The 19974-nt window shown below is 65.3% G+C and carries 19 protein-coding genes and 1 pseudogene; 5 read left to right on the top strand and 15 right to left on the bottom strand.

Annotation, left to right across the window (positions count from 1 at the left end; all coding sequences use genetic code 11):
* Positions 1–8: 8 nt before the first annotated feature.
* From H7J73_RS24050 to H7J73_RS23985, 14 genes are all read right to left on the bottom strand, one after another.
* Positions 9–731: an SDR family NAD(P)-dependent oxidoreductase gene (locus H7J73_RS24050; RefSeq protein ID WP_264070241.1), complete on the bottom strand. Its 723-nt coding sequence runs from the start codon at positions 729–731 to the stop codon at positions 9–11.
* Positions 728–1522 carry an enoyl-CoA hydratase/isomerase family protein gene (locus H7J73_RS24045; RefSeq protein ID WP_264070240.1) on the bottom strand — a complete coding sequence of 265 codons (795 nt, stop codon included), beginning with the start codon at positions 1520–1522 and terminating at the stop codon, positions 728–730. Before H7J73_RS24045 ends, H7J73_RS24050 begins: the two co-directional genes overlap by 4 nt.
* The gene (locus H7J73_RS24040) at positions 1483–2961 is read right to left on the bottom strand and encodes an aldehyde dehydrogenase family protein (protein WP_264070239.1); all 1479 of its coding nucleotides are present in this window, start codon (positions 2959–2961) and stop codon (positions 1483–1485) included. Before H7J73_RS24040 ends, H7J73_RS24045 begins: the two co-directional genes overlap by 40 nt.
* 24 nt (positions 2962–2985) lie before the next feature.
* Complete coding sequence (locus tag H7J73_RS24035) at positions 2986–4158, bottom strand: acyl-CoA dehydrogenase family protein (RefSeq protein ID WP_264070238.1); 1173 nt, start codon at positions 4156–4158, stop codon at positions 2986–2988.
* Positions 4155–5291, bottom strand: coding sequence for a Zn-dependent alcohol dehydrogenase (locus H7J73_RS24030; protein WP_264070237.1), 1137 nt, complete (start codon positions 5289–5291; stop codon positions 4155–4157). The genes H7J73_RS24035 and H7J73_RS24030 overlap by 4 nt, the downstream gene beginning before the upstream one ends.
* A 1-nt stretch (position 5292) precedes the next feature.
* On the bottom strand, positions 5293–6903 hold the full coding sequence (locus tag H7J73_RS24025; RefSeq protein ID WP_264070236.1) for an acyl CoA:acetate/3-ketoacid CoA transferase: 1611 nt from the start codon (positions 6901–6903) through the stop codon (positions 5293–5295).
* Positions 6900–7619, bottom strand: coding sequence for an SDR family oxidoreductase (locus H7J73_RS24020; RefSeq protein WP_264070235.1), 720 nt, complete (start codon positions 7617–7619; stop codon positions 6900–6902). The genes H7J73_RS24025 and H7J73_RS24020 overlap by 4 nt, the downstream gene beginning before the upstream one ends.
* On the bottom strand, positions 7612–9138 hold the full coding sequence (locus H7J73_RS24015) for a sugar ABC transporter ATP-binding protein (protein WP_264070234.1): 1527 nt from the start codon (positions 9136–9138) through the stop codon (positions 7612–7614). Before H7J73_RS24015 ends, H7J73_RS24020 begins: the two co-directional genes overlap by 8 nt.
* On the bottom strand, positions 9135–10160 hold the full coding sequence (locus tag H7J73_RS24010; protein ID WP_264070233.1) for an ABC transporter permease: 1026 nt from the start codon (positions 10158–10160) through the stop codon (positions 9135–9137). The genes H7J73_RS24015 and H7J73_RS24010 overlap by 4 nt, the downstream gene beginning before the upstream one ends.
* Positions 10161–10219: 59 nt before the next feature.
* On the bottom strand, positions 10220–11338 hold the full coding sequence (locus H7J73_RS24005; protein ID WP_264070232.1) for a substrate-binding domain-containing protein: 1119 nt from the start codon (positions 11336–11338) through the stop codon (positions 10220–10222).
* Complete coding sequence (locus H7J73_RS24000; RefSeq protein WP_264070231.1) at positions 11335–11772, bottom strand: MaoC/PaaZ C-terminal domain-containing protein; 438 nt, start codon at positions 11770–11772, stop codon at positions 11335–11337. The genes H7J73_RS24005 and H7J73_RS24000 overlap by 4 nt, the downstream gene beginning before the upstream one ends.
* Entirely contained in the window at positions 11769–12569 is an 801-nt protein-coding gene (locus tag H7J73_RS23995; protein WP_264070230.1) for an IclR family transcriptional regulator, read from the bottom strand. The genes H7J73_RS24000 and H7J73_RS23995 overlap by 4 nt, the downstream gene beginning before the upstream one ends.
* A gap of 282 nt (positions 12570–12851) precedes the next feature.
* The gene (locus H7J73_RS23990) at positions 12852–13844 is read right to left on the bottom strand and encodes a glycerate kinase (RefSeq protein WP_264070229.1); all 993 of its coding nucleotides are present in this window, start codon (positions 13842–13844) and stop codon (positions 12852–12854) included.
* Between the two features lie 76 nt (positions 13845–13920).
* Positions 13921–16029, bottom strand: a complete 2109-nt coding sequence (locus H7J73_RS23985) for an FUSC family protein (protein ID WP_264070228.1) — start codon at positions 16027–16029, stop codon at positions 13921–13923.
* Positions 16030–16134: 105 nt separating this feature from the next.
* On the opposite strand from H7J73_RS23985, the gene H7J73_RS23980 reads away from it, so the two are divergent.
* Entirely contained in the window at positions 16135–16353 is a 219-nt protein-coding gene (locus H7J73_RS23980) for an FAD-dependent oxidoreductase (protein WP_264070330.1), read from the top strand.
* A gap of 12 nt (positions 16354–16365) precedes the next feature.
* A complete protein-coding gene (locus tag H7J73_RS23975) occupies positions 16366–16533 on the top strand; it encodes a hypothetical protein (RefSeq protein ID WP_264070227.1) in 168 nt (55 codons plus the stop codon).
* Here the strand turns inward: H7J73_RS23975 and H7J73_RS23970 are convergent.
* Positions 16526–17473, bottom strand: a complete 948-nt coding sequence (locus H7J73_RS23970; RefSeq protein WP_264070226.1) for an ABC transporter substrate-binding protein — start codon at positions 17471–17473, stop codon at positions 16526–16528. The genes H7J73_RS23975 and H7J73_RS23970 overlap by 8 nt on opposite strands.
* 167 nt (positions 17474–17640) lie before the next feature.
* Between H7J73_RS23970 and H7J73_RS23965 the strand changes: the two genes are divergently transcribed.
* The 3 genes and pseudogenes from H7J73_RS23965 to H7J73_RS23950 form a co-directional block, all read left to right on the top strand.
* On the top strand, positions 17641–18582 hold the full coding sequence (locus H7J73_RS23965) for a class I SAM-dependent methyltransferase (RefSeq protein WP_264070225.1): 942 nt from the start codon (positions 17641–17643) through the stop codon (positions 18580–18582).
* A gap of 177 nt (positions 18583–18759) precedes the next feature.
* Positions 18760–19221: a hypothetical protein gene (locus H7J73_RS23960; RefSeq protein WP_264070224.1), complete on the top strand. Its 462-nt coding sequence runs from the start codon at positions 18760–18762 to the stop codon at positions 19219–19221.
* Between the two features lie 521 nt (positions 19222–19742).
* Positions 19743–19974 (top strand): annotated as a pseudogene (locus H7J73_RS23950) (hypothetical protein); the annotation flags it as partial.

Raw genomic sequence — 19974 nt, 5'->3', positions numbered from 1 at the left:
GTTCGCTTTCAGCGTGCGTCGAGTCCACCGTCGGCCAGGATCGTCTGGCCGGTGATGAAGCTGGCGGAGTCACTGACCAAAAAGGACAGCAGAGCGGCGATCTCTTCTGGCTCGCCGGCACGCCCCAGCAGATTGGCGCGGACCTCTTTGCGGACTTCGTCTGACCAGGTCTCTGCCATATCGGTGAGGACGAAGCCGGGGGCGACGGAATTGACGGTGATGGTCGGTGCCAGGGCCTTGGCGAACGACACGGTGACGTTCTCCAGCGCGGCTTTGGCTGCCGAGTAACCGGTCACCTCGGGGCTGGCCAGGTTGTCGCGTCCACGGATGGAGGAAACCGTCACGATGCGTCCTCCGCCGTTGGTCAGCATCAGCGGGGCCACCGCGCGGATGAAGTTCACCGGTGCGAGCACGTTGGCGCGGTATTCGTCGAGCCAGGCGTCGGTGTTGCCGGTCATGGCGTCGGTGGCCTGAACGGCTCCCAATGTGCAGATCAAGGCGTCGGGGACGTACCCGCGATTCTTGACCTCGTCGACCATCGCGATGACCGCGTCGGCATCTTGACCGTCGCAGTTGAAGGCCGGTGCGCCGAGATCGGCCGAAAGTTTCTTCAGGGCTCCGGATTCGGTCCGGCCGTGCAGGATGACCTGCGAGCCGGCGGCCGCTTCGAGGCGGGCGGCGGCCGCACCGATACCGCGCGACGAGCCGGCAATCAACACGGTTCTGGTCATGAGTGGCTTCTCCTGAAGGTAGTAGTGGGTATGGTCTCGCCGGCCTCGGCGAGATAGGCGCCGGCCAGCGAGTCCAGCAATCCTGCGACGGCAGGCGCAGAGTGGTGCGCCAGAGCTTGTTTGAGGATGGATTGGGCAATCGGTGTGGTGTGCAGCAGGTCATCGACGAGCTGCTGCACACCGCTTTCGGCGGTGAGGGCGATGACGTCGACGATCCCGAGTCGCAGCGCGTCCTGAGCTGAGAACGTGCGGCCGGTCAACGCCAGCATCCGGGCAGCAGCCGGCCCGGCGATCCCGAGCACTCGGCTGACCCCGGACCAGCCCGGTGTTGTGCCCAGGGTGGCTTCCGGCAGCCCCAGGCCGATCTGCGGTGCTGCCACCCGGAAGTCGCAGTGCAAGGCCAGCTCCAAACCGCCGCCGAAGGCGCTGCCGTGCAGCGCCGCGACGGTGGTTTGCGGTAGGTCCGCCAGCGCGCCGAAGACTCGCTGACCCAGCCGGGTCCATCGGCCCCGGATGGTTTCGCTTGCGAGTCCGGCGAATTCGGCGGTATCGGCTCCGGCGCAGAAGACGCTGCCTTCAGCTTGGACGACAACCACCCGGACCTCGGCGCTGTCGGCGACGGTCGCGAGGCGGTCGTCGAGCTCGGTGAGCATGTGTGTGTTGAGCGCGTTTCGCTTGTGTGGCCGGTCCAGCACGATCCGGGCCAACGGGCCGTCCGTCTCGAGACGGACGCGCCCGCTGGTGTCGTCGGTCATCGTGGTGGGGAGGTGTTGCGCTGCAGGCTGGTCCACCGTCGCTCGGTGAGCAGGTCGATGTTGGCCCGCCCGCCAAGGTCATCGCCCAGTCCAGAAGCGGCGGTTCCGCCGAACGGCACGTGTGATTCATGCATGGCGGAGCCGTCGTTGACGTGGACCATGCCGGAGCGCACCCGGTCGGCCACCGCCCAGGCATTGTCGAGGTCGCGGCCGAATACCGCTGTCGACAACCCGAACCGGGTGCCGTTGACGATCTCCAGTGCTTGCTCGACGGTGTCGACGACGGTGATCGGTGCGATGGGAGCAAACACCTCCTCGTCGTGGAGTGCCATACCCGGCGCGACGTCTGTGACGACGGTAGGGCGCAGGAAGACTCCGTCTGCGGTGCCCCCTTCGACCACACGTGCTCCCATTTCCACACTGTGGGAGACCATTTCAAGTGCGCGGTCGGCCTGACGCGTCGACAGCATCGGTCCGAGGTCGACGTCGCTGACGAACGGATCCCCGACGGTCAGTGCGCGGGCGTGTTCGACGAGTCTTGCGATGTAAGCCTCGGCGACATCGGCCAGCACGATATGGCGACCGGTCGCGATGCACACCTGGCCCTGATGGCCGAATGACGACGTGGCACCGCACTGGGCCGCCAGGTCGAGGTCGGCGTCGGACAACACGATGCTGGCGTTGTTACCGCCCAGTTCCAGGGCAACCCGTTTGAGCAGTGGAGCCGCGGCCACGTTGATAAGGATGCCGGTCGGCTCGGATCCGGTGAAGTGGATCATCTGGACATCGGGGTGGTTCACCAGGGCGGGGCCCGCCTCGGCGCCGGGCAGCACCTGCACTACTCCGGCCGGTAGCCCCGCCTGGGCGAGGATCTCGGCGATCATCAGTCCGCCGACGAACGGTGTCTCGGGTGCCGGTTTCAGCGCGACGGCGTTACCGAGGGCGATGGCCGGTGCCAGAACCCGTAAAGCGATGTGCAGGGGGGCGTTCCACGCGGTGATGAGGCCGACGACACCGACCGGCACTCTTTCCACCAGGTTGACGCGGCCACGCTGGCCGGAGGGGATCACCTCCCCCAGGGGAGTGGTGGCCAGTTCGGCGGCCTGATAGAACTCGATGACGCTGGCGCCGATTTCGCCGAGAGCTTTCGGCCCGGTGGCGCCACCCTCGCGGACGAGCACATCGCGAAATCGTGGGGTCGCCGCGTCCAGCAGGGCGCCGGCGCGGCGCAGGATCGCGGCCCGCTCGGTGGCCGGGGTGGCATGCCAGTCACGTTGGGCGGCAACCGCTCCGGCGACGGCGCGGTCGACTTCGGCGATGGTGGCCGATGCGGTGGTACCGATCACCTCGCCGGTGGCCTTATCTGTCACCGGAAGAGGTTCGCCGTCGGAGGTGATGAACTGGCCGTCGACGAAGATAGCGCCCGGCCTGAATGAATCGGTCGGTGTGCCAGGTGCTGCGGTAGTGGTGGTCACGTCGCCTCCTTCGGAGGGGATTGGTCAGGCGTGGATGTCGATGAGGGACCAGTCGGCGCGTGCTGCCGCTCGGCCCAGCATCAGGGCGTGGATCTCGCTTGTGCCGTCGATGATCTGGGTGATCTTCGCGTCGCGCATCAACCGTTGCACCGGATAGTGCAGATGTACCCCGTAACCGCCGTGGAGTTGGACCGCCTCGGTGGTATGGCGCATTGCTGCATCGGAGGCGAACATCTTGGCCGCCGAGATCAGGTGCGCGTCACCGCCGCCGCCGGCCGCGAAACTCTCCACCCCGGACCGCAACAGGCCGCGCGCCGCCAGGTAGTCGGCGTGCATATGGCCCAGCTTCTCCTGCACGATCTGCAGATCTCCCAGGGTCTTGCCGAACGCTTCCCGGTCACGGACGTACGTGCTGGTTTCTCGCAGTGCCGCCCTGATGAAGCCTACGCCGTAGCAGCCGGCGTCGAGGCGGGCCAGATTGAGCCCTTCGAGCATGCCGCGGAAGCCGTCGACGTGCAGACGGGCCGTCGAGGGCAGCCTGGCACCGTCGAAATGCACGTTGGCCATGGGCATTCCACGGAAGCCTGACATCGGCTCGTCCTTGCCCACCGTCACTCCCTCGTGGTCCAGCGGTACCACGAACGCTGCGGTGGGGGCATCCCGGTCCGCCGATTCGAGCTTGGCCAGCACGATGCAGAAGTGCGCTGCGGGGGACTGAGTGATCCACGCTTTCTCACCGGTGATGCTGACGGTGTCCGCATCGATCGTGGTGGCGACCGTCCGGCCGGCACGAATATCGGTACCGGAGTGGGGTTCGCTGAGGGCGAAGGCGCCGCGGATCGTGCCGTCCATCAGCCCTGGCAGCCACCGGTCCCTGATCTCACTCGGCGCGTAAGCGGCCAGCAGATACCCGTGCAGTCGGGCAATCGAGATGCCGAGCGCGACAGCGCCGGAATACGAGGCGATCAGTTCGGTGGTCTCGTGGGCCAGGGCGAACATCGCCGGGTCGATCTTGCCGTCTTCGGAGAAGATCAGTCCTTGGAGTCCGAGGGCCGCGGCTTCGGCGAGCAGGTCAGGGAAGAACTCGCCCGTAAGGTCGATTTCCTGAGCTCGTGGTGCGACCCGGCTCTGACAGAAATCATTGACGACCGCCAGGAACTCCCGTGCGTCGGCGTCGAGTTCGTCGTGCGCGCTCACGGGGTATCCACTCCGTTGTCTGCCCATTCGTAGCGGATGACACCGCGCAGGTTCTTCCCGGACAGCAGGTCGTCGTAGGCGTCGTTGATCTGCTCCAGGCGGTACTCGTTGGTTACGAGATCATCGAGATTGAGTTGTCCACTGTCCCAAAGCTTCAGCATGGCCGGGATGTCGTTGCGTGGGTTGCACCCTCCGTTGAGTGAACCGGTCAACGTTTTCTGCCAGAGCACGAAGTCCGAAGGGTTGATCGGGATGTCGGGCTGATCGTGACGGGTAAGCCCGACCACCGTCGCCTGACCGCCTTTGCGGAGGGCCCTGACGGCCTGGCCGATTGTCTCCGGTGTTGCGACCGCCTCGAAGGACCGGTCCACGCCGACCCCCCAGGTGAGCTGGTTGGCGAATTCGACCGGGTCTGTGATATTCGGATTGACGGTGTGAGTGGCGCCGAAGATCTTGGCCTGCTCCAGTTTCCAGTCATTGATGTCGCAAGCGATGATGCGCTTCGCCCCCGCCAGCTTGGCGCCTTGGACGATGTTCATCCCGATGCCGCCGACACCGAAGACCATCACGTCGTCGCCTGGGCGGACACCACCGCGGTAGATCGCCGTGCCGACCCCGGTGGTGACGCCGCACGCCACCAGGCAGGCCCGTTCGAGACGGTAGTGCGGGTCCACTTTGACCACCGATTGACCCGGTACCACCGTCCACTCGCTGAACGTCGAGACCAGGCAGAACTGCCCGAGCTCGGTGCCCTCGTCGTCGCGGAACCGGTAGGTGCCGTCGATCTGCGGGCCAAGGACGGTGTAGGCGCCCAGGTCGCACAGGTTGGTCTGCCCGCCGGTGCACCAGCGGCACGTCCCGCAGGACGGTAGATAGGACATGACGACGTGGTCACCGGGCTGCACATGGGTGACATTGGCGCCGACCGTCTCGACGACGCCGGCCCCTTCGTGGCCGAAAATCATTGGCAGTGCTGCGATCTGGTCACCGGTCACGTTGTGCATATCAGAGTGGCAGATGCCGGACGCGGCCAGGTGGACCAGTACTTCATTGGGTCCGGGCTCGTCGAGTTCGACCTCCTTGACCTCGAAGCGGGTGTGAAGACCGTAGATAACGGCTGCCCTGGTGCGCATATCAGTGCTCCTTCTTGATCGAACCGTCGGCATTGGCGATCGGCGGTGGGGGTGGGGTGCCCGGCGTGCGGTGTTCGGCGAACAGTGACGCCGACATCGACCGAATCTCGTCGGCGCGTTTGGGTTCGAAATCCATCAGGGCGATGATCTGGTCCGCGGTCCAGCCGGGAGCGACCTCGACCAGGACTGGGCCCTCGTCGCCGAGAACGAATACCGCACGCTCGGTGACATAGACGACCTCCTGGCCGCGTTGGCGGGCCAGCTGCGCATTGAACGTGACCTGGCGAACCTGCTGGATGAACTTGTGGTGTCTGCCCTCGGTGGTCACCCGTAGGCGTCCTTCGGACAGGTCGGTCCGCAACCCACCTGCCGTCAGTGAGCCGCAGAACACCACCTTCTTGGCGGCCTGGGAAATGTTGATGAAACCGCCTGCCCCGAAAATGCGCCCGTCGACCAGCGAGGAGTTGACGTTGCCGTCGCGGTCGACTTCGGCGAAGCCGAGGCAGGTGACGTCGAGCCCACCGCCGTCGTAGAAGTCGAACTGTGCGGAGTGGTCGATGACGGCTTCGGGGTTCCAGGAAACCCCGAAGATGACGCCGCGCTCCGGGACGCCGCCGATCATGCCCTGTTCGACGGTGAGAGTGATGTCCTTGAGCCGGCCTTCTTCCAGGGCCGCGGTGGCCACCCCGTCGGCCATGCCGACGCCGAGGTTGACCACCGATGCGGGTTCGATTTCATCGAGGGCGCGCCGCGCGACGACTTTGCGTTCACTGAGTGCCATTGCTGGTGAACGCCCGAATGGTACGTAGACCTCTCCAGAAAAGGCAGGGTTGTAATCGTTGATGGCAGTCTGCCGTTGATTCTCGTCGAGGACGACGATGTCGATCAAATGGCCCGGTACTACAACGCTTTTCGCGTTGAGGGTATGCGCGCCTGCGATCCGCTTGACTTGAGCGATGACCAGGCCACCGCTGTTTCTGGCGGCAGTCGCGGCCGCCAGGACGCCAAGTTTGGCGGTTTCGTGTTCGAGGGTGAGGTTGCCGTTCTCGTCTGCGGTGGTACCGCGGATGAAGGCGACGTCGAAGGACGGGCTGGGATAGAAAAGGTACTCCTCGCCGTGCAGAGAGAGCACCTCGACAAGGTCGGCGGTGGTCGCGGTATTGAGCTTGCCGCCACCTTGGCGGGGGTCGCAGAAGGTGCCGAGTCCGACTTTGGTGATCAGTCCGGGGCGTTTGGCGCCACTTTCGCGCAGTAGCTGTGCCAGCACTCCCTGCGGGAGGTTGTAGGCCTCGATATCGCCGTCGTGCGCCATTTTCGACAATCCGGGGGTCATCGCCCAGTGCCCGGCGACGGCGCTGCGGATCAGTCCCGGCAGGGCCAGGACATCCATGCCCGAGCCGTTGCGGTCACCGATGCCGCTGCAGAAATACACCGACAGTTCCGACGGTGCGGCGGTGTGGCGGTATCGCTCGGCCAACGCGGCGAGTAACGCGGTCGGTTCGATCACGCCGCCGCCGGAAGCTTCCACCAGGAGGCAGCCGCGATCGGGGATACGGTCGACGGCCTCACGGGCAGAAAGAAATTCGGGTGCGATCAGCTTGCTGAGTCTCATGGCATTACTCCTCCGCCGTTGACGTTGATTGTCTGCCCGGTGACAAAGCTCGTTTCCTGGCCGGCGAGCCAGGAGACGGCAGTCGCGACTTCGTCGGCGGTGCCGAAGCGGTGCATGACAAGTTGACGGGTTTTCGTTTCGCTCCACTCGGGGGTGGCGTGCGCGGCGGTCATCGGAGTTTCGATGGGCCCTGGTGCGACACAGTTGACCCGCACGTCGGGGCCCAACTCGCGGGCCAGCGCCCTGGTGAGCCCGCCGACGCCGGCCTTGGAGGCACTGTAGGCGGCGCAGTTCAGACCGCCGGTGTAACCGAGCTGGCTGCCGATCGTGACCACCGCGCCGCGGGTCTTGCGGAGTTCGTCGGCCGCCGCGGTGACGGCCAGGAACGTTCCGGTCAGGTTGACCGCCAAAGTCTGGTTCCAGGTGGCCAGGTCAAGTTCGGGCAGGAATTTCTGTTCCATCACCCCGGCGAGGGTGACCAGGACATCGACGCGACCGTGCCGGCTCACTGCAGTATCGACCAGGTGTCGCATGTCGGCTTCGGACGTGACGTCTGCCGGCACCGGCATCGCCCGTTCGAGTGAGTGGTTTGAGGTGATCTCGCTGCCGGGACGATGTCCCAGGATCAGACTGAAACCGTCCCTGCCCAGACGTTGGGCCACGGCTTGTCCGAGGCCCCCTTCGGCTCCGGTGAGTACCGCGACGCGGTCAGTCATCGCCGGCTCCACCCTGGAATGCCAGCTTCATCACGGACTCTTCGTTCGCCTCGCCGCGGCCGAGCTCGCCGACGGTCCGTCCGCCGCGCATGACCACGATGCGGTCCGCGGCGCCGAGCAGTTCAGGCAGCACCGACGACACCATGATGATCGCCATGCCTTCGTCGGCGAGACCGCGGATGAGCCGGTGCACTTCGGCTTTGGCGCCGACGTCGATGCCGCGGGTCGGTTCGTCGAGAAGCAGGACGCGGGGCTTGGTGGCCAGGACCTTGGCGAGCGCGACTTTCTGCTGGTTGCCGCCCGACAGCGCACCGACCGGTAATGAAGGGCTCGCCGCTTTGATCCGCAGCTCCTTGAAGAAGTGCTCGACGATGCGCTTTCCGCGCCGCGGACGTAGCCATGGCCCGGTGCTCATGTCGTTGAGGCTGGCCAATTCGATGTTGGAGCTGATCGACATCCCCAGATGCAGGCCCTGGTTCTTCCGGTCCTCGGGTACCAGGGCGATTCCGGCCCCAAGCGCGGAGTGCGGGTGCGCCGGCCTGTGCGGACGTCCGTCGTAACTCATGGCGCCCGCGGTGACTCGAGCCGCTCCGAAGATCGCCGCCAGCAGCTCGGTTCGGCCGCTGCCGACCAGTCCGCCGATGCCGAGGATTTCACCGGGGCTGACGTGCAGCGAGGCGGAGACCACTCCGGGGGCACTGATGTTCTCGACGCGCAGGATCGGCGCCTGCGTAGCGGCTGTCGCCGTGTTGTGGCCGTGATAAAGGGCGTCGATGTCGCGGCCGATCATCTGTTTGATCAACGACTCTTCGGTGAATTCCGCAGCGGGCGCGGTGATGATGTGGATGCCGTCACGCAGGACCGTGATGGTGTCGGCATATTCGAGTACTTCGGGCAGATCGTGGCTGATCAGCACCACCGCGGTCCCCGCGTCGCGCAGATCCCGCAGCAGGGATAGCAGTCTGAGTGAATCATCGTGCGGCAGTGATGAAGTCGGTTCGTCGAAGAAGACCACGCGCGCGTTGAGCGAGAGAATCCTGGCGATTTCGACGAGCTGTTGCTCGGCGATGGACAGGTCGCTGGCCGGTCGGCGGGGATCGATGTCGAGCCCGACGCGGGTCAGGTGGGTTCTGGCCTGCTCGATCAGCGCTCGCCGGTCGAGGAATCCCCAGCGCGATGGTTCCGCGTTGACCAGGACGTTGTCTGCCACCGAGACCGATCCGATCACAGACAGTTCCTGGTGCACGATCGCGATACCCAGGCTCGCGGCCTGCGACGGGTTGCGGGGGTGCACCTGTTCGCCGTCGAGCAGGATGGTCCCGCTGTCCGCTGACTCGAACCCGGACAGGATTTTCGACAGCGTGGACTTACCGGCTCCGTTCTCGCCGACCAGTGCGTGAATCTTGCCGGGCTCCAACGTGAGTGACACATCGCTGAGTGCCGCGACGCCGGCGTAGTGCTTGGAAACACTGTTGGCTTCGAGAATTGCGGCTCGAGGCGGTGCGGCGGCGAGGGTCATTCGCCCGGCTCCCCGCGGGTGGCCCGGTCGAGCACGACCGCGGCGACGACGACAGCGCCGGTGACGATCTGCTGCCAGTAGAACGGCACATTCATCAGCGTCAGGCCGTTGCCCAGTACCGCGATCACCAGGGCTCCGAGGAAGGTGCCGGCCAGCCGGCCTCGTCCCCCGAAGAGGCTGGTGCCGCCGACCACCACGGCAGCGATCACGTCGAGCTCGAAACCGACACTGCCTGCCGGTTGGCCCGAGGACAGTTTGGCGGTCAGGATGAGGGATGCGACCCCAGCGCATAACCCGGCAAAGGTGAACGCGAACAACAGGACTCGTGAGACCCGGATCCCGGACAGCCGTGCGGCATGCCGGTTTCCGCCGACCGCGTAGATACGCCGGCCGATCTTCAGTCGGTGCAGGATCACATAGCCCACCGCGAAGGTGGCTGCCATGATGATGACCGGGATGGGTACCGGACCGATCTTGCCGAGCCCGATCTGGGTGAAGGAGGTGTTCTTGATCGAGATCGGATAGCTGTTGGTGATGAGCAGGGCGATGCCACGCAGCGCCGTCAACGTGGCCAGTGTCGCGATGAATGCCGGCACTTTGGCCATGGTGACCAGCAAGCCGTTGAGCAGCCCGCACCCGGTGCCGACCACCAGGCTGATGATGACCGCGACGACTGCGGACATACCAGCCCCGAGAGTGGCGTGCTGGAGGTAGAGCGCAGCGACGCTACCGGTGAGGGCGACCACCGAACCGACTGAGAGATCGATACCCGCCACCAAGATGACCACGGTGGCCCCGACGGCGGCCACTGCCGTGATCGACACTTGTTGCAGGACGTTGGTGAGGTTACCCGCGGTGGTGAATTGCGGTGCCTGGACGGCGAAGAACGCTGCCAAGAGAACCAGCGCGACGACCGGCCCGAGTTGGGCGAGCTGCTTCACCTTGCGGTTGTGCAGAATTCCTACCCTGGCCGCCGGCGCAACGGATCCCGTCTGCGGCGGCCTGGCCGATGTTGTGGTCATGGCTACTCCTAAGACCGTTGCGCCGTGGCTGGGACGGTGCAGTGGATGGGTGGGACAGATCAGAACGCGGGTTCGGCGCTACCTGCGTCGATCGTCTCTTTGGTCACGAGATCCTCAGGCAGGACTTTGAACTCGGGCACCGGCTCGCCCCGCAGATACTTGACGGCCTCGTCGACAACGATGCCCGCGGTGGGCTTGTGGATCACTGTCGCGAGCGCCTGCCCGTTCTTGATGGCGGTGAACATGTCTGTCTCACCGTCCATCCCGACGACATCGACGCCTGTGCGACCCGCCGACTGCAGCGCGGACAAGCCACCGAGAGCTGCCTCGTCGTTGGCGCCGACCACCAGATCGACGTTGGGATTGGCGGACAGCATGTTCTGCGCGGCCTTCTCCGAATCTCCCCGTCGGTAGTTGCCGGGTTGGTTAGCGACGATGTTGAAGGTGCAGGCGCGCAGCAGCGGCAGGGCGAACGCGTTGACGCGGGCATCACTGGAGGCGTCACCGGGGATGCCGGAGATGATCGCGACGTTCACGTCCGAGCGGCCTTTGTAGTGGTCGACCACCCACTCGCCGAGCATCTTGCCCTCGTTGGCGTAAGGGGCGAGCACCTGGGATGCCGGCTTGACGCCGAGCATCCCCTTCTGGGTGAAGAAGTAGGGGATTTTCGCGGTCTCGGCTTGCGACAACACCGCGCCGAGCCCTTCGGTGTTGGCCGGCATCATCATCAACGCGTCGGTGCCCTGCGCGATCGCGGTCTGAAGGTCGTTGAACTGTTGATTGACATCGTCATTGGCGCTGACGACGTTGATCTTCACGCCGTTGCGCGCAGCGGCTTCCTCGGCGAGTTGTTTTTGCTTGACTAGGAACGGGTGGCTCAGGCCTTCGATCGAAAAGGTCAGTGTGATGGGATCTCCCGCGCCTTTCGGGTCGGGGTTGGTGTTGGTTCCCTTGTCGGACTGCTCGGCGGCGATACCGTAGAGGTTGTTCGCCAGTGTCTGTTGAGCCTTGGCGATGGCGTCGTGGTTCTTGGTGCAGCCGCCGTCGTCGACGCTGATATCGGTCGCCGAAGCTGCCGTCGGGTCGGCATTGTTGTCGACGCTGCTGCTGCAGGCGGACATCGCCAGCGCGGTGGCGGCGCAGACCAGGGTCGGCAGGGCTTTGCGGATAGGGCTCATCGCTTCTCTCCTTTGGGGAACGCGACGACGGCGGTTCCGGTGATCAATTTCGTCTGGGTGTTGTCGTCGACGACGGTGGTGGTGAAGGTGGCCCGGCGGGTCACCGTGTCGAGCTGCGTGCAGGTGGCGCTGGCGGTGACGGTGGTCCCGACGAATGCCGGGCCCACCAGGTCGAGCTGGTAGCTCGTCGACACCCCGCCCGGTGCAACGAGTTTGGTCAGTGCGGTCTGGATGAAGCTGCCGACGAGCAGCCCATGCGCAACGGGTCTGGCGAACCGTGTTTTTCCGGCGTAGGCCTCGTCTTCGTGGATGGGGTTGTGGTCGCCGCTCATCGCGGCGTAAGCGGTGACCATCTCGGTATCGATCAGCGCGCCGTGGGACGCGGTGGACCCGATCCGCATGTCGTCGATGGTGCGCATGGTCGGCATGTTCATTGCGCGGCTCGATCTGTGCTCTGGGCACCGGGATCGCTCCTGCGCAGCAGTTCAGCGCTGATCGCCTTGGCGGTGGCGGTGACCAGCTCGGCCAATCGGCCGCGCAAGTCCTCTTCGGTGACCCGGAAGATCGGGCCGCCGACACATACCGAGGCGACGACGTTCCCGGCCGCGTCCAGAACGGGGGCTGCCACCGAGCGGACGCCGAGCTCGCGTTCCTCGAGGTTCAGCGCATAGCCGTCCCGTCGAACCTCGTACATAGTTTCGTGCAGCTCGACCGCCGAGGTGATGGTGGATGGCGTGAAGCGGGGGAGCTCCAGCTGGTCGATGATCCGCTCACCGACGCCGGGCGGGAGGAAGGCCAAGATGACCTTTCCCTGGCTGGTGGCATGCAGCGGAATCTGTTGGCCTCGTTCGCCATACATCTGCACCGAGTGGGATGCCGTCATCACGACCAGATAGGTCAACTGCAATCCCTCGCGAACCGCGAGAAACACTGTTTCCGACGCGTCGTCGCGCAGTTTGGCCAGCAGCGGCTGGCCTATGTCGTTGAGGGTGGCGTGGTCGACGCCGTCGCCGGCGAGGACTCGAAGCTGTGGTCCGGGCACGTACTTGCCGGATTCGTTCTGCACGGTGAAGCCACGATCACACAGGACCTTCAGCAGCCGATGAGCCGTCGGCGCGGTCACGTCGACCTTGCGGGCGATTTCGCCGGCGGTCGATCCGCGCGGGTTGACGGATACCTCGGTGAGGATGTCCAAGACCCGGTACGCGCTCTGCGCTCCTGGGATCTCCATAATGTGGGCTCCGCCTCCATAATGTGGATGTGTGACTCAGACCATAGAGTGGTCGGCGGGGCACGTCAACACCCCCGGAGTCCTCCCGCAGTCTCGGGCGCGGCCCCTGGATCGTCGCGGAATTTGCTGAAGTGTTGTGCCAGCCGCGCTTACCGCGCAGAAGAGGCGGCGTGGATCTGCCTATTTGTGCTGATCTCCGCGCACGGTGAACTATCCTGCCGGGCAAGAAGTTTCAGGCGTTCGCCGTAGGTACGGCGGCTCAGGTGTGCAGGATGGCTACGCTTAGCCGAATGCTGCCGCGGTCATTGCCCGGGCGGCCTCGCGTAGCGCAGTGGGATTCCCTGCCTCCGCGACGGTGGTGATATGCAGCGCACGACGTTCCTCGTCGGTCACGTCGCAGCGCCCGACCAGCGCCCATACCGGTGTGGCGTGTCGCAGTGCCCGCTCGGTGACACCGGAGATGACTTTGCCGTGTGCGGTCTGAGCGTCCAACCGACCTTCTCCGGTGATGACTGCGTCTGCGCCACTGAGTATTTCGTCAAACTTTACGAGGTCCAGGACGTGATCTATTCCGGAGACGAGACGCGCGTCATGGACTGCCCACAACGCTCCTGATAAACCTCCGGCCGCGCCCGATCGCGGTATCGACCGGGGATCGCGGGGGAGTTGCTGGGCGAACTCGGTGAGTAAGCGTTCCAGGCGCGCCACGGTGTTCGGGTCCGCGCCCTTCTGCGGCCCGAAAATCGGCGCGGCGTCGGTGTAGAGAGTGGACACGTCGCAGAGAACGGTCAGCTTGGCGCTGCCCAATCCACCGCCGTCGGCGATCGCCTCGATCGCCCCCCGGCCCCCGTCCGTGCTTGCGCTACCACCCACCCCGACCCAGATCTCCGATGCGCCGGCGGCTGCTGCCGCCGAGATCAAGACGCCGGTCCCGTAGGTTGTGGCAGCCTCGGCGTTGGCCGGTGTCGGCGAGCTCATGTGTAGCCCGGTAGCGGTCGCAGTCTCAACCACGGCGATCGTTCCGTCGTGGGAGAGAAGTATCGATCCGTCCATCGGCTGACCCAGCGGTCCGGTGGTGGGGACCGTGATGAGCTTGGCGGACAAAGCGTTACGAAGCGCCTGTCCGGTACCCTCGCCGCCGTCCGCGAGGGCCACGACCACCGGGCTGGCCCCGGCGCCCCGTACCCCCGCGGCAACAGCCTCAGCCACCTCATCGGCAGACATCGTGCCCTTGAACGAGTCCGGAGCGACGACGATGGTCGCTGGGTCGGTCATTTCTGGGCCGCCTTTCCGGATTGGAACTCCACAGGGCTCAACACCCGGGCAGCCTCACATGTCGGCTGTGAACGTGTCAACGTGTGACTTCTCGCGGGTAGGCCCGGGTGGTGACCTCGAGGAGAGCGCGATCGAGATTGCTCAGCGCCCGGATGGCGCCGCGCACGGGTCCCGGTGGGATATCCGAGGATCCGGTCACGTCCAGGATCATCGTCTCCGTTGTCTTTTCCGGCGGATCGCCATCCACCCCTGCGACGATGTCCTTCACCGCGGTGATGGTGCCGCAGACGTGAGCGGCGGCATCGCGCAGTGCGGCCGCAGTGGCGTCCGGGGGAGCGGCGTCAGCCCCCGCCCTCGCGGCGTTGACGCCTGCGCGCGCCAGCGCGTGTGCCGACCGGTTGCTCACCTGGAGCCCGCGCAGCAGCCGTCGCACACCGCGGCGGCTGCGCACTGCCGGTCCCATCTGCAAGGGTTTGCCCGCAGTGACAACGTCCTGCAGGGCGTTGTCGAGCCGCCTCGTCTCGGCGACGAGATCGGTTTCGCCCCCCGGCGCGACTACGGATTCGATGCCGGCGTTGATCAGGTCGATCATCTCGTCGAGGTAGTCGTTCACCTTCTCGACGAAGGTGTCGCGGGTCCCCGTCGAGAAAATGAAATACGCCGACGCGATGCCGACGATGCCACCGGCTGCGGTCTCCGCGATGCGCAGCTCCAGAACCTTCACGCTGAAGTCGCCGAGCAATCCGTACAGCATCGCCAGCAATACGGTCACGAAGAAGGTCAGCCAGGCGTAGGCGACGGTGACCAGATAGAACGCGCAGAACACACAGACCACCAACAGGACGATCTGCACCGGCTGGTTGTTTCCGACCACCGTGGCCAGAGCCACGCCCGCCACCACCCCGGCGACGGTGCCGACGATGCGGTGCCCGGCGCGGGTCAGGATCTCACCGCGCGTCGAGACGCCCGTGAAGACGAGGAAGGCCGTCAGCACTGCCCAGTACCAACGATCCGGTGAGATCAGTTCACCCAGCAGGGTGGCAGCGCTGGTGGCGACCGCCACCTGGATGGCGGCTTTGGTACTGGGGTTCAGTCCGGAGTCCTCGGCCTCCGGCGTGGTCTTCGCTTCCGGCTCGGCGGCCTGGTCGGTGTCAGCGTCGGCGACGCCCAACGCGTTGGTGGTGATGTGGTGAATGGCCAGGTTCGCCTGCACGACGCGATAGGCGACCACCGTCGCAATACCTTCCGCGACAGCCAGATCCGCACGGTCAGCAGCAGCGGCCGCCCTCTTCCGCGCAGCACGCAGATCGTCTTCTGGCGGACGGTTCTGCAAGCAGATTCGCACCGAGGCGACTGCGTCGTCGAGTCCGCTGGGCCACGTGGCACCCGGTTCGATCGACCACAGCAGACTGGCCAGTTGTTCCATCGATATCTGCGCGTCGAAGACCCGCATTGCCAGGTCCTCGCTGGTGATGCTCAGCGATTGCGCGGCGTCGTGACGATCGAGCCAATCGTCGATCATCAGTGCCGTTTCGCCCAGACGATCCAGCCTCCGTCGCAATACCGTCAGATCGTGATCGTTGCGATTGGTCACGACCTCGAGCACCGAACTCGACGCGGAGCGAAGTGCGCGGACCAGTCTGCGCACCTCAACCCGCGGCCGATCAGGAAAGACCAGCGTCCGCACGAGCAGTGAAGCGCTCAGCCCGACGACGATGGCGACGGACAGGATCGGGATCTGGTGGGGCGCGGCCCGCAGGAACAGCGCGAAGAAATAGGAGATGAAGGCGACCATCCCCAGCGCATTGCCCCGGGGTCCGAACCGCCGGACCCAGACGGCCCCGAAGAGCACCGCGATGAAGCCGACGTCGGCGACCTTGCCGAACTGGGACAGCACTGAGGCCAGCGACACCGCGCCCACTGCGGGGAAGAACAACAGCACAGTGGTGACGACCCGGCTGCGCTGCTGGCGGTCCTTCACCGCCGCCGACGACTGCATGGCGACGATCGTCCCGAGCATGGCTACTGTGACGGGCTGGTCGGCAACGCGGATGAACGTGAGCAGCGCGACCATCGCGAGAACCAGCGCCAGCGTCGTTGCCGCGGCGTTGCGCAGGCGCAACCGGCCTGGGTCGGCGTCGATGAGGAACCGGGTTGCTGCCTCGGTCATCGCCGACAGTTGCATGCGTCGATTGTGCGTTACCGAGCTTTGATTGATAGTCATGCGCAACGGCTAGTATCCCGCACCATGTCGGCCTACCCCTGAACTGTCACTGAACCGAGTCGCGAGATCGACGTCATCCACGAAACAGATGTGCTGGTCGTCGGTTCGGGACCGGGTGGGCTGGCTGCAGCGTTGGCCGCCGCGCGGGCCGGTGTCAACGTGGCCCTGGTCGAACGGTTCGGCTGCTTCGGCGGCAACATCACCACGGTCGGCGTCGAGGGCTTCGCATGGTATCGCCGCGAGCAGACGATCGAAGCCGGCGGCATCGGCTGGGAATTGGAGTAGCGCGCCAAGGAGATGGGCGCGGCAGTGCCCGAAAGTCAGTCGCTGTCCTACGAGCTGGACTCCGAGGGTTTCAAGCTGGTTGCCGACCGTCTGGTCGAGAAGGCGGGCATCCACGCGATGCTGCACCGGCAGTTCGTTGCCCCGCTGATGGACGGTGACATCGTCATCGGGCCTAGTTGACGGCCTTGGCCCAGTTGGTGTCGAGGTACTCCGCGATGCTCTTGCTCTGCGCGTCGGTCGGGACCACCGGTGTGCCCTGGACCGCGGGCAGCGCGCCCAGCGCCGTCTTGTCGATGGTGTCGGCCGTGGTCATGGCGTCGGCGCGGACCGGACGGGCGAGGCCCTTCAGATAGAGGTTCTGGCCCTCGTCGCTGAAAAGGAACTCCTGCCACAACCGGGCCGCGGCGGGGTGGCGACCGTCTTTGTTGATCGCCTGGAAGTAGTAGGCGCCGACGAGCGCGTTCGACGGTACGAACACCTTCCAGGTCGGGATCTTCTTTGTCTCAGCCGAATTCAGGTAATCCCAGTCGATGACGACGGGCGTCTGGCCGGATTCGATGGTCGCCGGCGTCGGGTCGACCGGCACGAACTTAGCTGCGGTGTGCAGCCGTCCGAAGAAGTCCACGCCGGCCGCGATATCGTCGACAGATCCGCCGTTGGCGATTGCGGCCATCAGCACCCCGTTGGCGGCGGCGCTGGCCGTGGTGGGATCACCATTGAGGGTGTTCGCCAACGCGATCGCCTGGCCCAGATCGAAGACGTCGGGCGCGGTGCTCTTGCCCTTCTGCTGCTTGGCGGCGTTGATCTCGTCCTGGCTGTTGGCGTCCGGCTGAGCGGAGGTCACCTTGATGCCGTACTTACTGGAGAAGGTATCAATGACCTCTTTGTAGTTCGCCCAATCAGGCGGCAACGCAATGACATTCAGCGCCCCCTCGGCTTTGCCGGCCGTGACCAGGCTGTCCATTCCGCCGAAGTCCTGGGCGGAGATGGCTTCGCCGGCATTCACTCCGGACTCGGTCTTGGCGCCGGAGTCCTTCTTCTCGGGGGGTGCGCACGCGACCGAACCGCTGACGACGAGGGCGGACGCTGCGGCGGCTGCGAAGAGCCGTGATGTGGTCATTGCCGAACCTTCGCGGTGAATGGATCGTGGGCGGTGTCACTATCGGCGAGGTTGGACACGGCAAAGGTGCGGCGTGCCGGACTGTGTCGCCGGCCTGGCAGTTTGACACACCCTCTAATCTAGATAGATAGGCTAAGTAGAATTAGTGGGCGCCGAAGGGAATTCCTATGGTCAGGACTGACGACGACACGTGGGATATCAATGAGAGTGTGGGGGCAACCGCACTGGGTGTCGCCGGCGGACGGGCCGCGGAGACCAACAGTGCCGACCCGCTGATCAGCGACCCCTACGCTCAGCTCTTCCTGGAAGCCGCCGGAGACGGTATCTGGAAAATCTATCTCGATGGTGAGCTGGCGGCGGAATTGGCCGACCTCGACACTCAGTTCGGCGAGCGTATGCAGGCGATGATCGGGTACACGGCGTCTCGGACGAAGTTCTTTGACGAGTTCTTTCTCGATGCCGCGGCTGCCGGTATCGAGCAGGTAGTAATCCTGGCGGCCGGCTTGGACTCGCGGGCGTGGCGGCTGCAGTGGCCCGAGGGCAGAGTCGTGTTCGAGATCGACCAGCCGAAGGTGCTGGCCTTCAAGATTCAAACCTTGGAAGCGCACGAGGTCGCCTCCATTGCCAAGCAGGTGTGCGTCGGCATCGATCTGCGCCAGGACTGGCCGAAAGCCCTAGTGGATGCCGGCTTCGACATCTCGGCCCCCACCGCTTGGTCGGCGGAGGGATTGTTGCCGTACCTCACCAGTGCCGCCCAGGATCTGCTGTTCGAGCGCATTCGGTCCCTCAGTGCCCAGGGTAGTCGGGTCGCGGTCGAAGCCTTCACCAACGAGTTCTTCGGCGCCGAGAGCTTCGCCCGCCGAGCGGAGCAGATGGAGCGCTACCGCGAGGCTGCAAAAAAGTTGGGGGGCAAGGATATCGGCGAGTCCGGGAACTTGCTGTACGAGGAGGAGAGGGTCGAGGTCGTGGACTGGTTGCGAGCGCACGGCTGGGACGTCACGACCGCCACGGGCGCCGAAGATCTGATGGCGGGCAACAACCGGGCTGTGCCGAGCAGCCTGGATGGGGCGGTACCGGAAAGCGTGTTCGTCGAAGCCCGCTTGCCATAGCTTCGCCGACCGGTGGGCAGCGTGGTGGAAACCGGTGAGCATCGGTGCGCTCAGAAAGCTGCGATGGCCCTCGCCGCGACGCGCTCACCGAAGTGGTCCGGAACATGGTCCACCGGGGGAGCCGATCTGTTATCGAGATCCTCTGTGCGTGACCGCTGCGCGACATAGACTTTGCGAATGCAACCTCTGGCGCTCGCAGGGCAGGTCTTGAGTGCCATTGCTGCCCGCGTCACGGGCGCGGATGCGTCGCACCCCGCCGCCGGCGATGGTTATCGGGGGTGGATCCTGACCCTTACCTCGCTACTGGTGGTCTTCGCAGTCGGCAGCGCAGCGTCCCGAATGGCGCGCCAGCTGGACCGGACGCTCCCATCTGAGCTGACGTTGTTGCTGAATGGATCGGCTGCGTTCTACCGCCGCTGGCCCGAACACCGCCAGGCCGGTGCACCTGTCGGCGAGTTGATGGCCGAGGCCACTCGCTGTCAACGGATCATCGAGTTGTTGGAGCAGCGGGAGGCCGCCGGCATCGTCGGTGGCCCCGCGGCACGCGGGCCTATCGACGGCCTGAATGCGTGGATCGCGTTGTTGCACAAGCAAATTAACGCTCGAGATGTAGCGCCGGCGGGGCCGGCGTACGTTTAGCAGCTTTCGGCGCGGTTGACGTGTTCGCGGACCGGCTCAGGAAAGCGGTCGCGGTCCGGTCGGAAGATGTCATGCGGTGAATCCTGGAATTCGGCCAGGTGTGCCAGCGGGCCCACCTCGGCCTCCCCAGCCGCCACAAGGTGAACGGCCGGGTATTACCCGATCGACGACGGTGCCGACGCTCCCACACAGCGCGGGGAAGTCGTACCCGCTCAGCGGCGCAGCGCTTCGCCCACGCCCGCGAAATTCCATCACCACGACCCGGGGACCGAAGAGGGGTATCTCCTGGGTGTAGTCCTCGGCGATATCCGTCATGCCGGGGACGAAGACGATCGGAGAATCGCGGTCGTCGCCGCCCGAGTCGAGCTAGTGCGGGCGAGCGTCGCCGTTATTCGGTGCGACACCAATGGATCATTGACATCGATAACGGATAACGCAAAATTCGAAATCACTTGTGTCACTGTTGTTTCAGGTGTCGCAGCGTCGGCGGTGTTGTCGGTGGGGCGGGCTAGTTTCGGGGTATGAGTTCTGGTCGGGAGGCAGTGCTGGAGGCGCTGGCGGGGGTGGAGGGTGCGGTGGAGGTGTTGGCTGGGGTGTCGTGGGACGGGTTGGCTGGGCCTGAGGTGGTGCGGGTGTTGGTGCGGTTGGAGATGCTGTCGCGGTGTCAGCCGGTGGTCGTGCACCGCTTGATCGGGACGTTGGTGCGCGACGGGTCGGCGAAAGAGTTGGGTGCGAAGAATTTCAGCGATGTGT

This window comes from Mycolicibacterium komossense (assembly GCF_025822605.1).
Lineage (GTDB): Bacteria > Actinomycetota > Actinomycetes > Mycobacteriales > Mycobacteriaceae > Mycobacterium > Mycobacterium komossense.
This window is presented reverse-complemented; position numbering and strand designations above follow the sequence as displayed.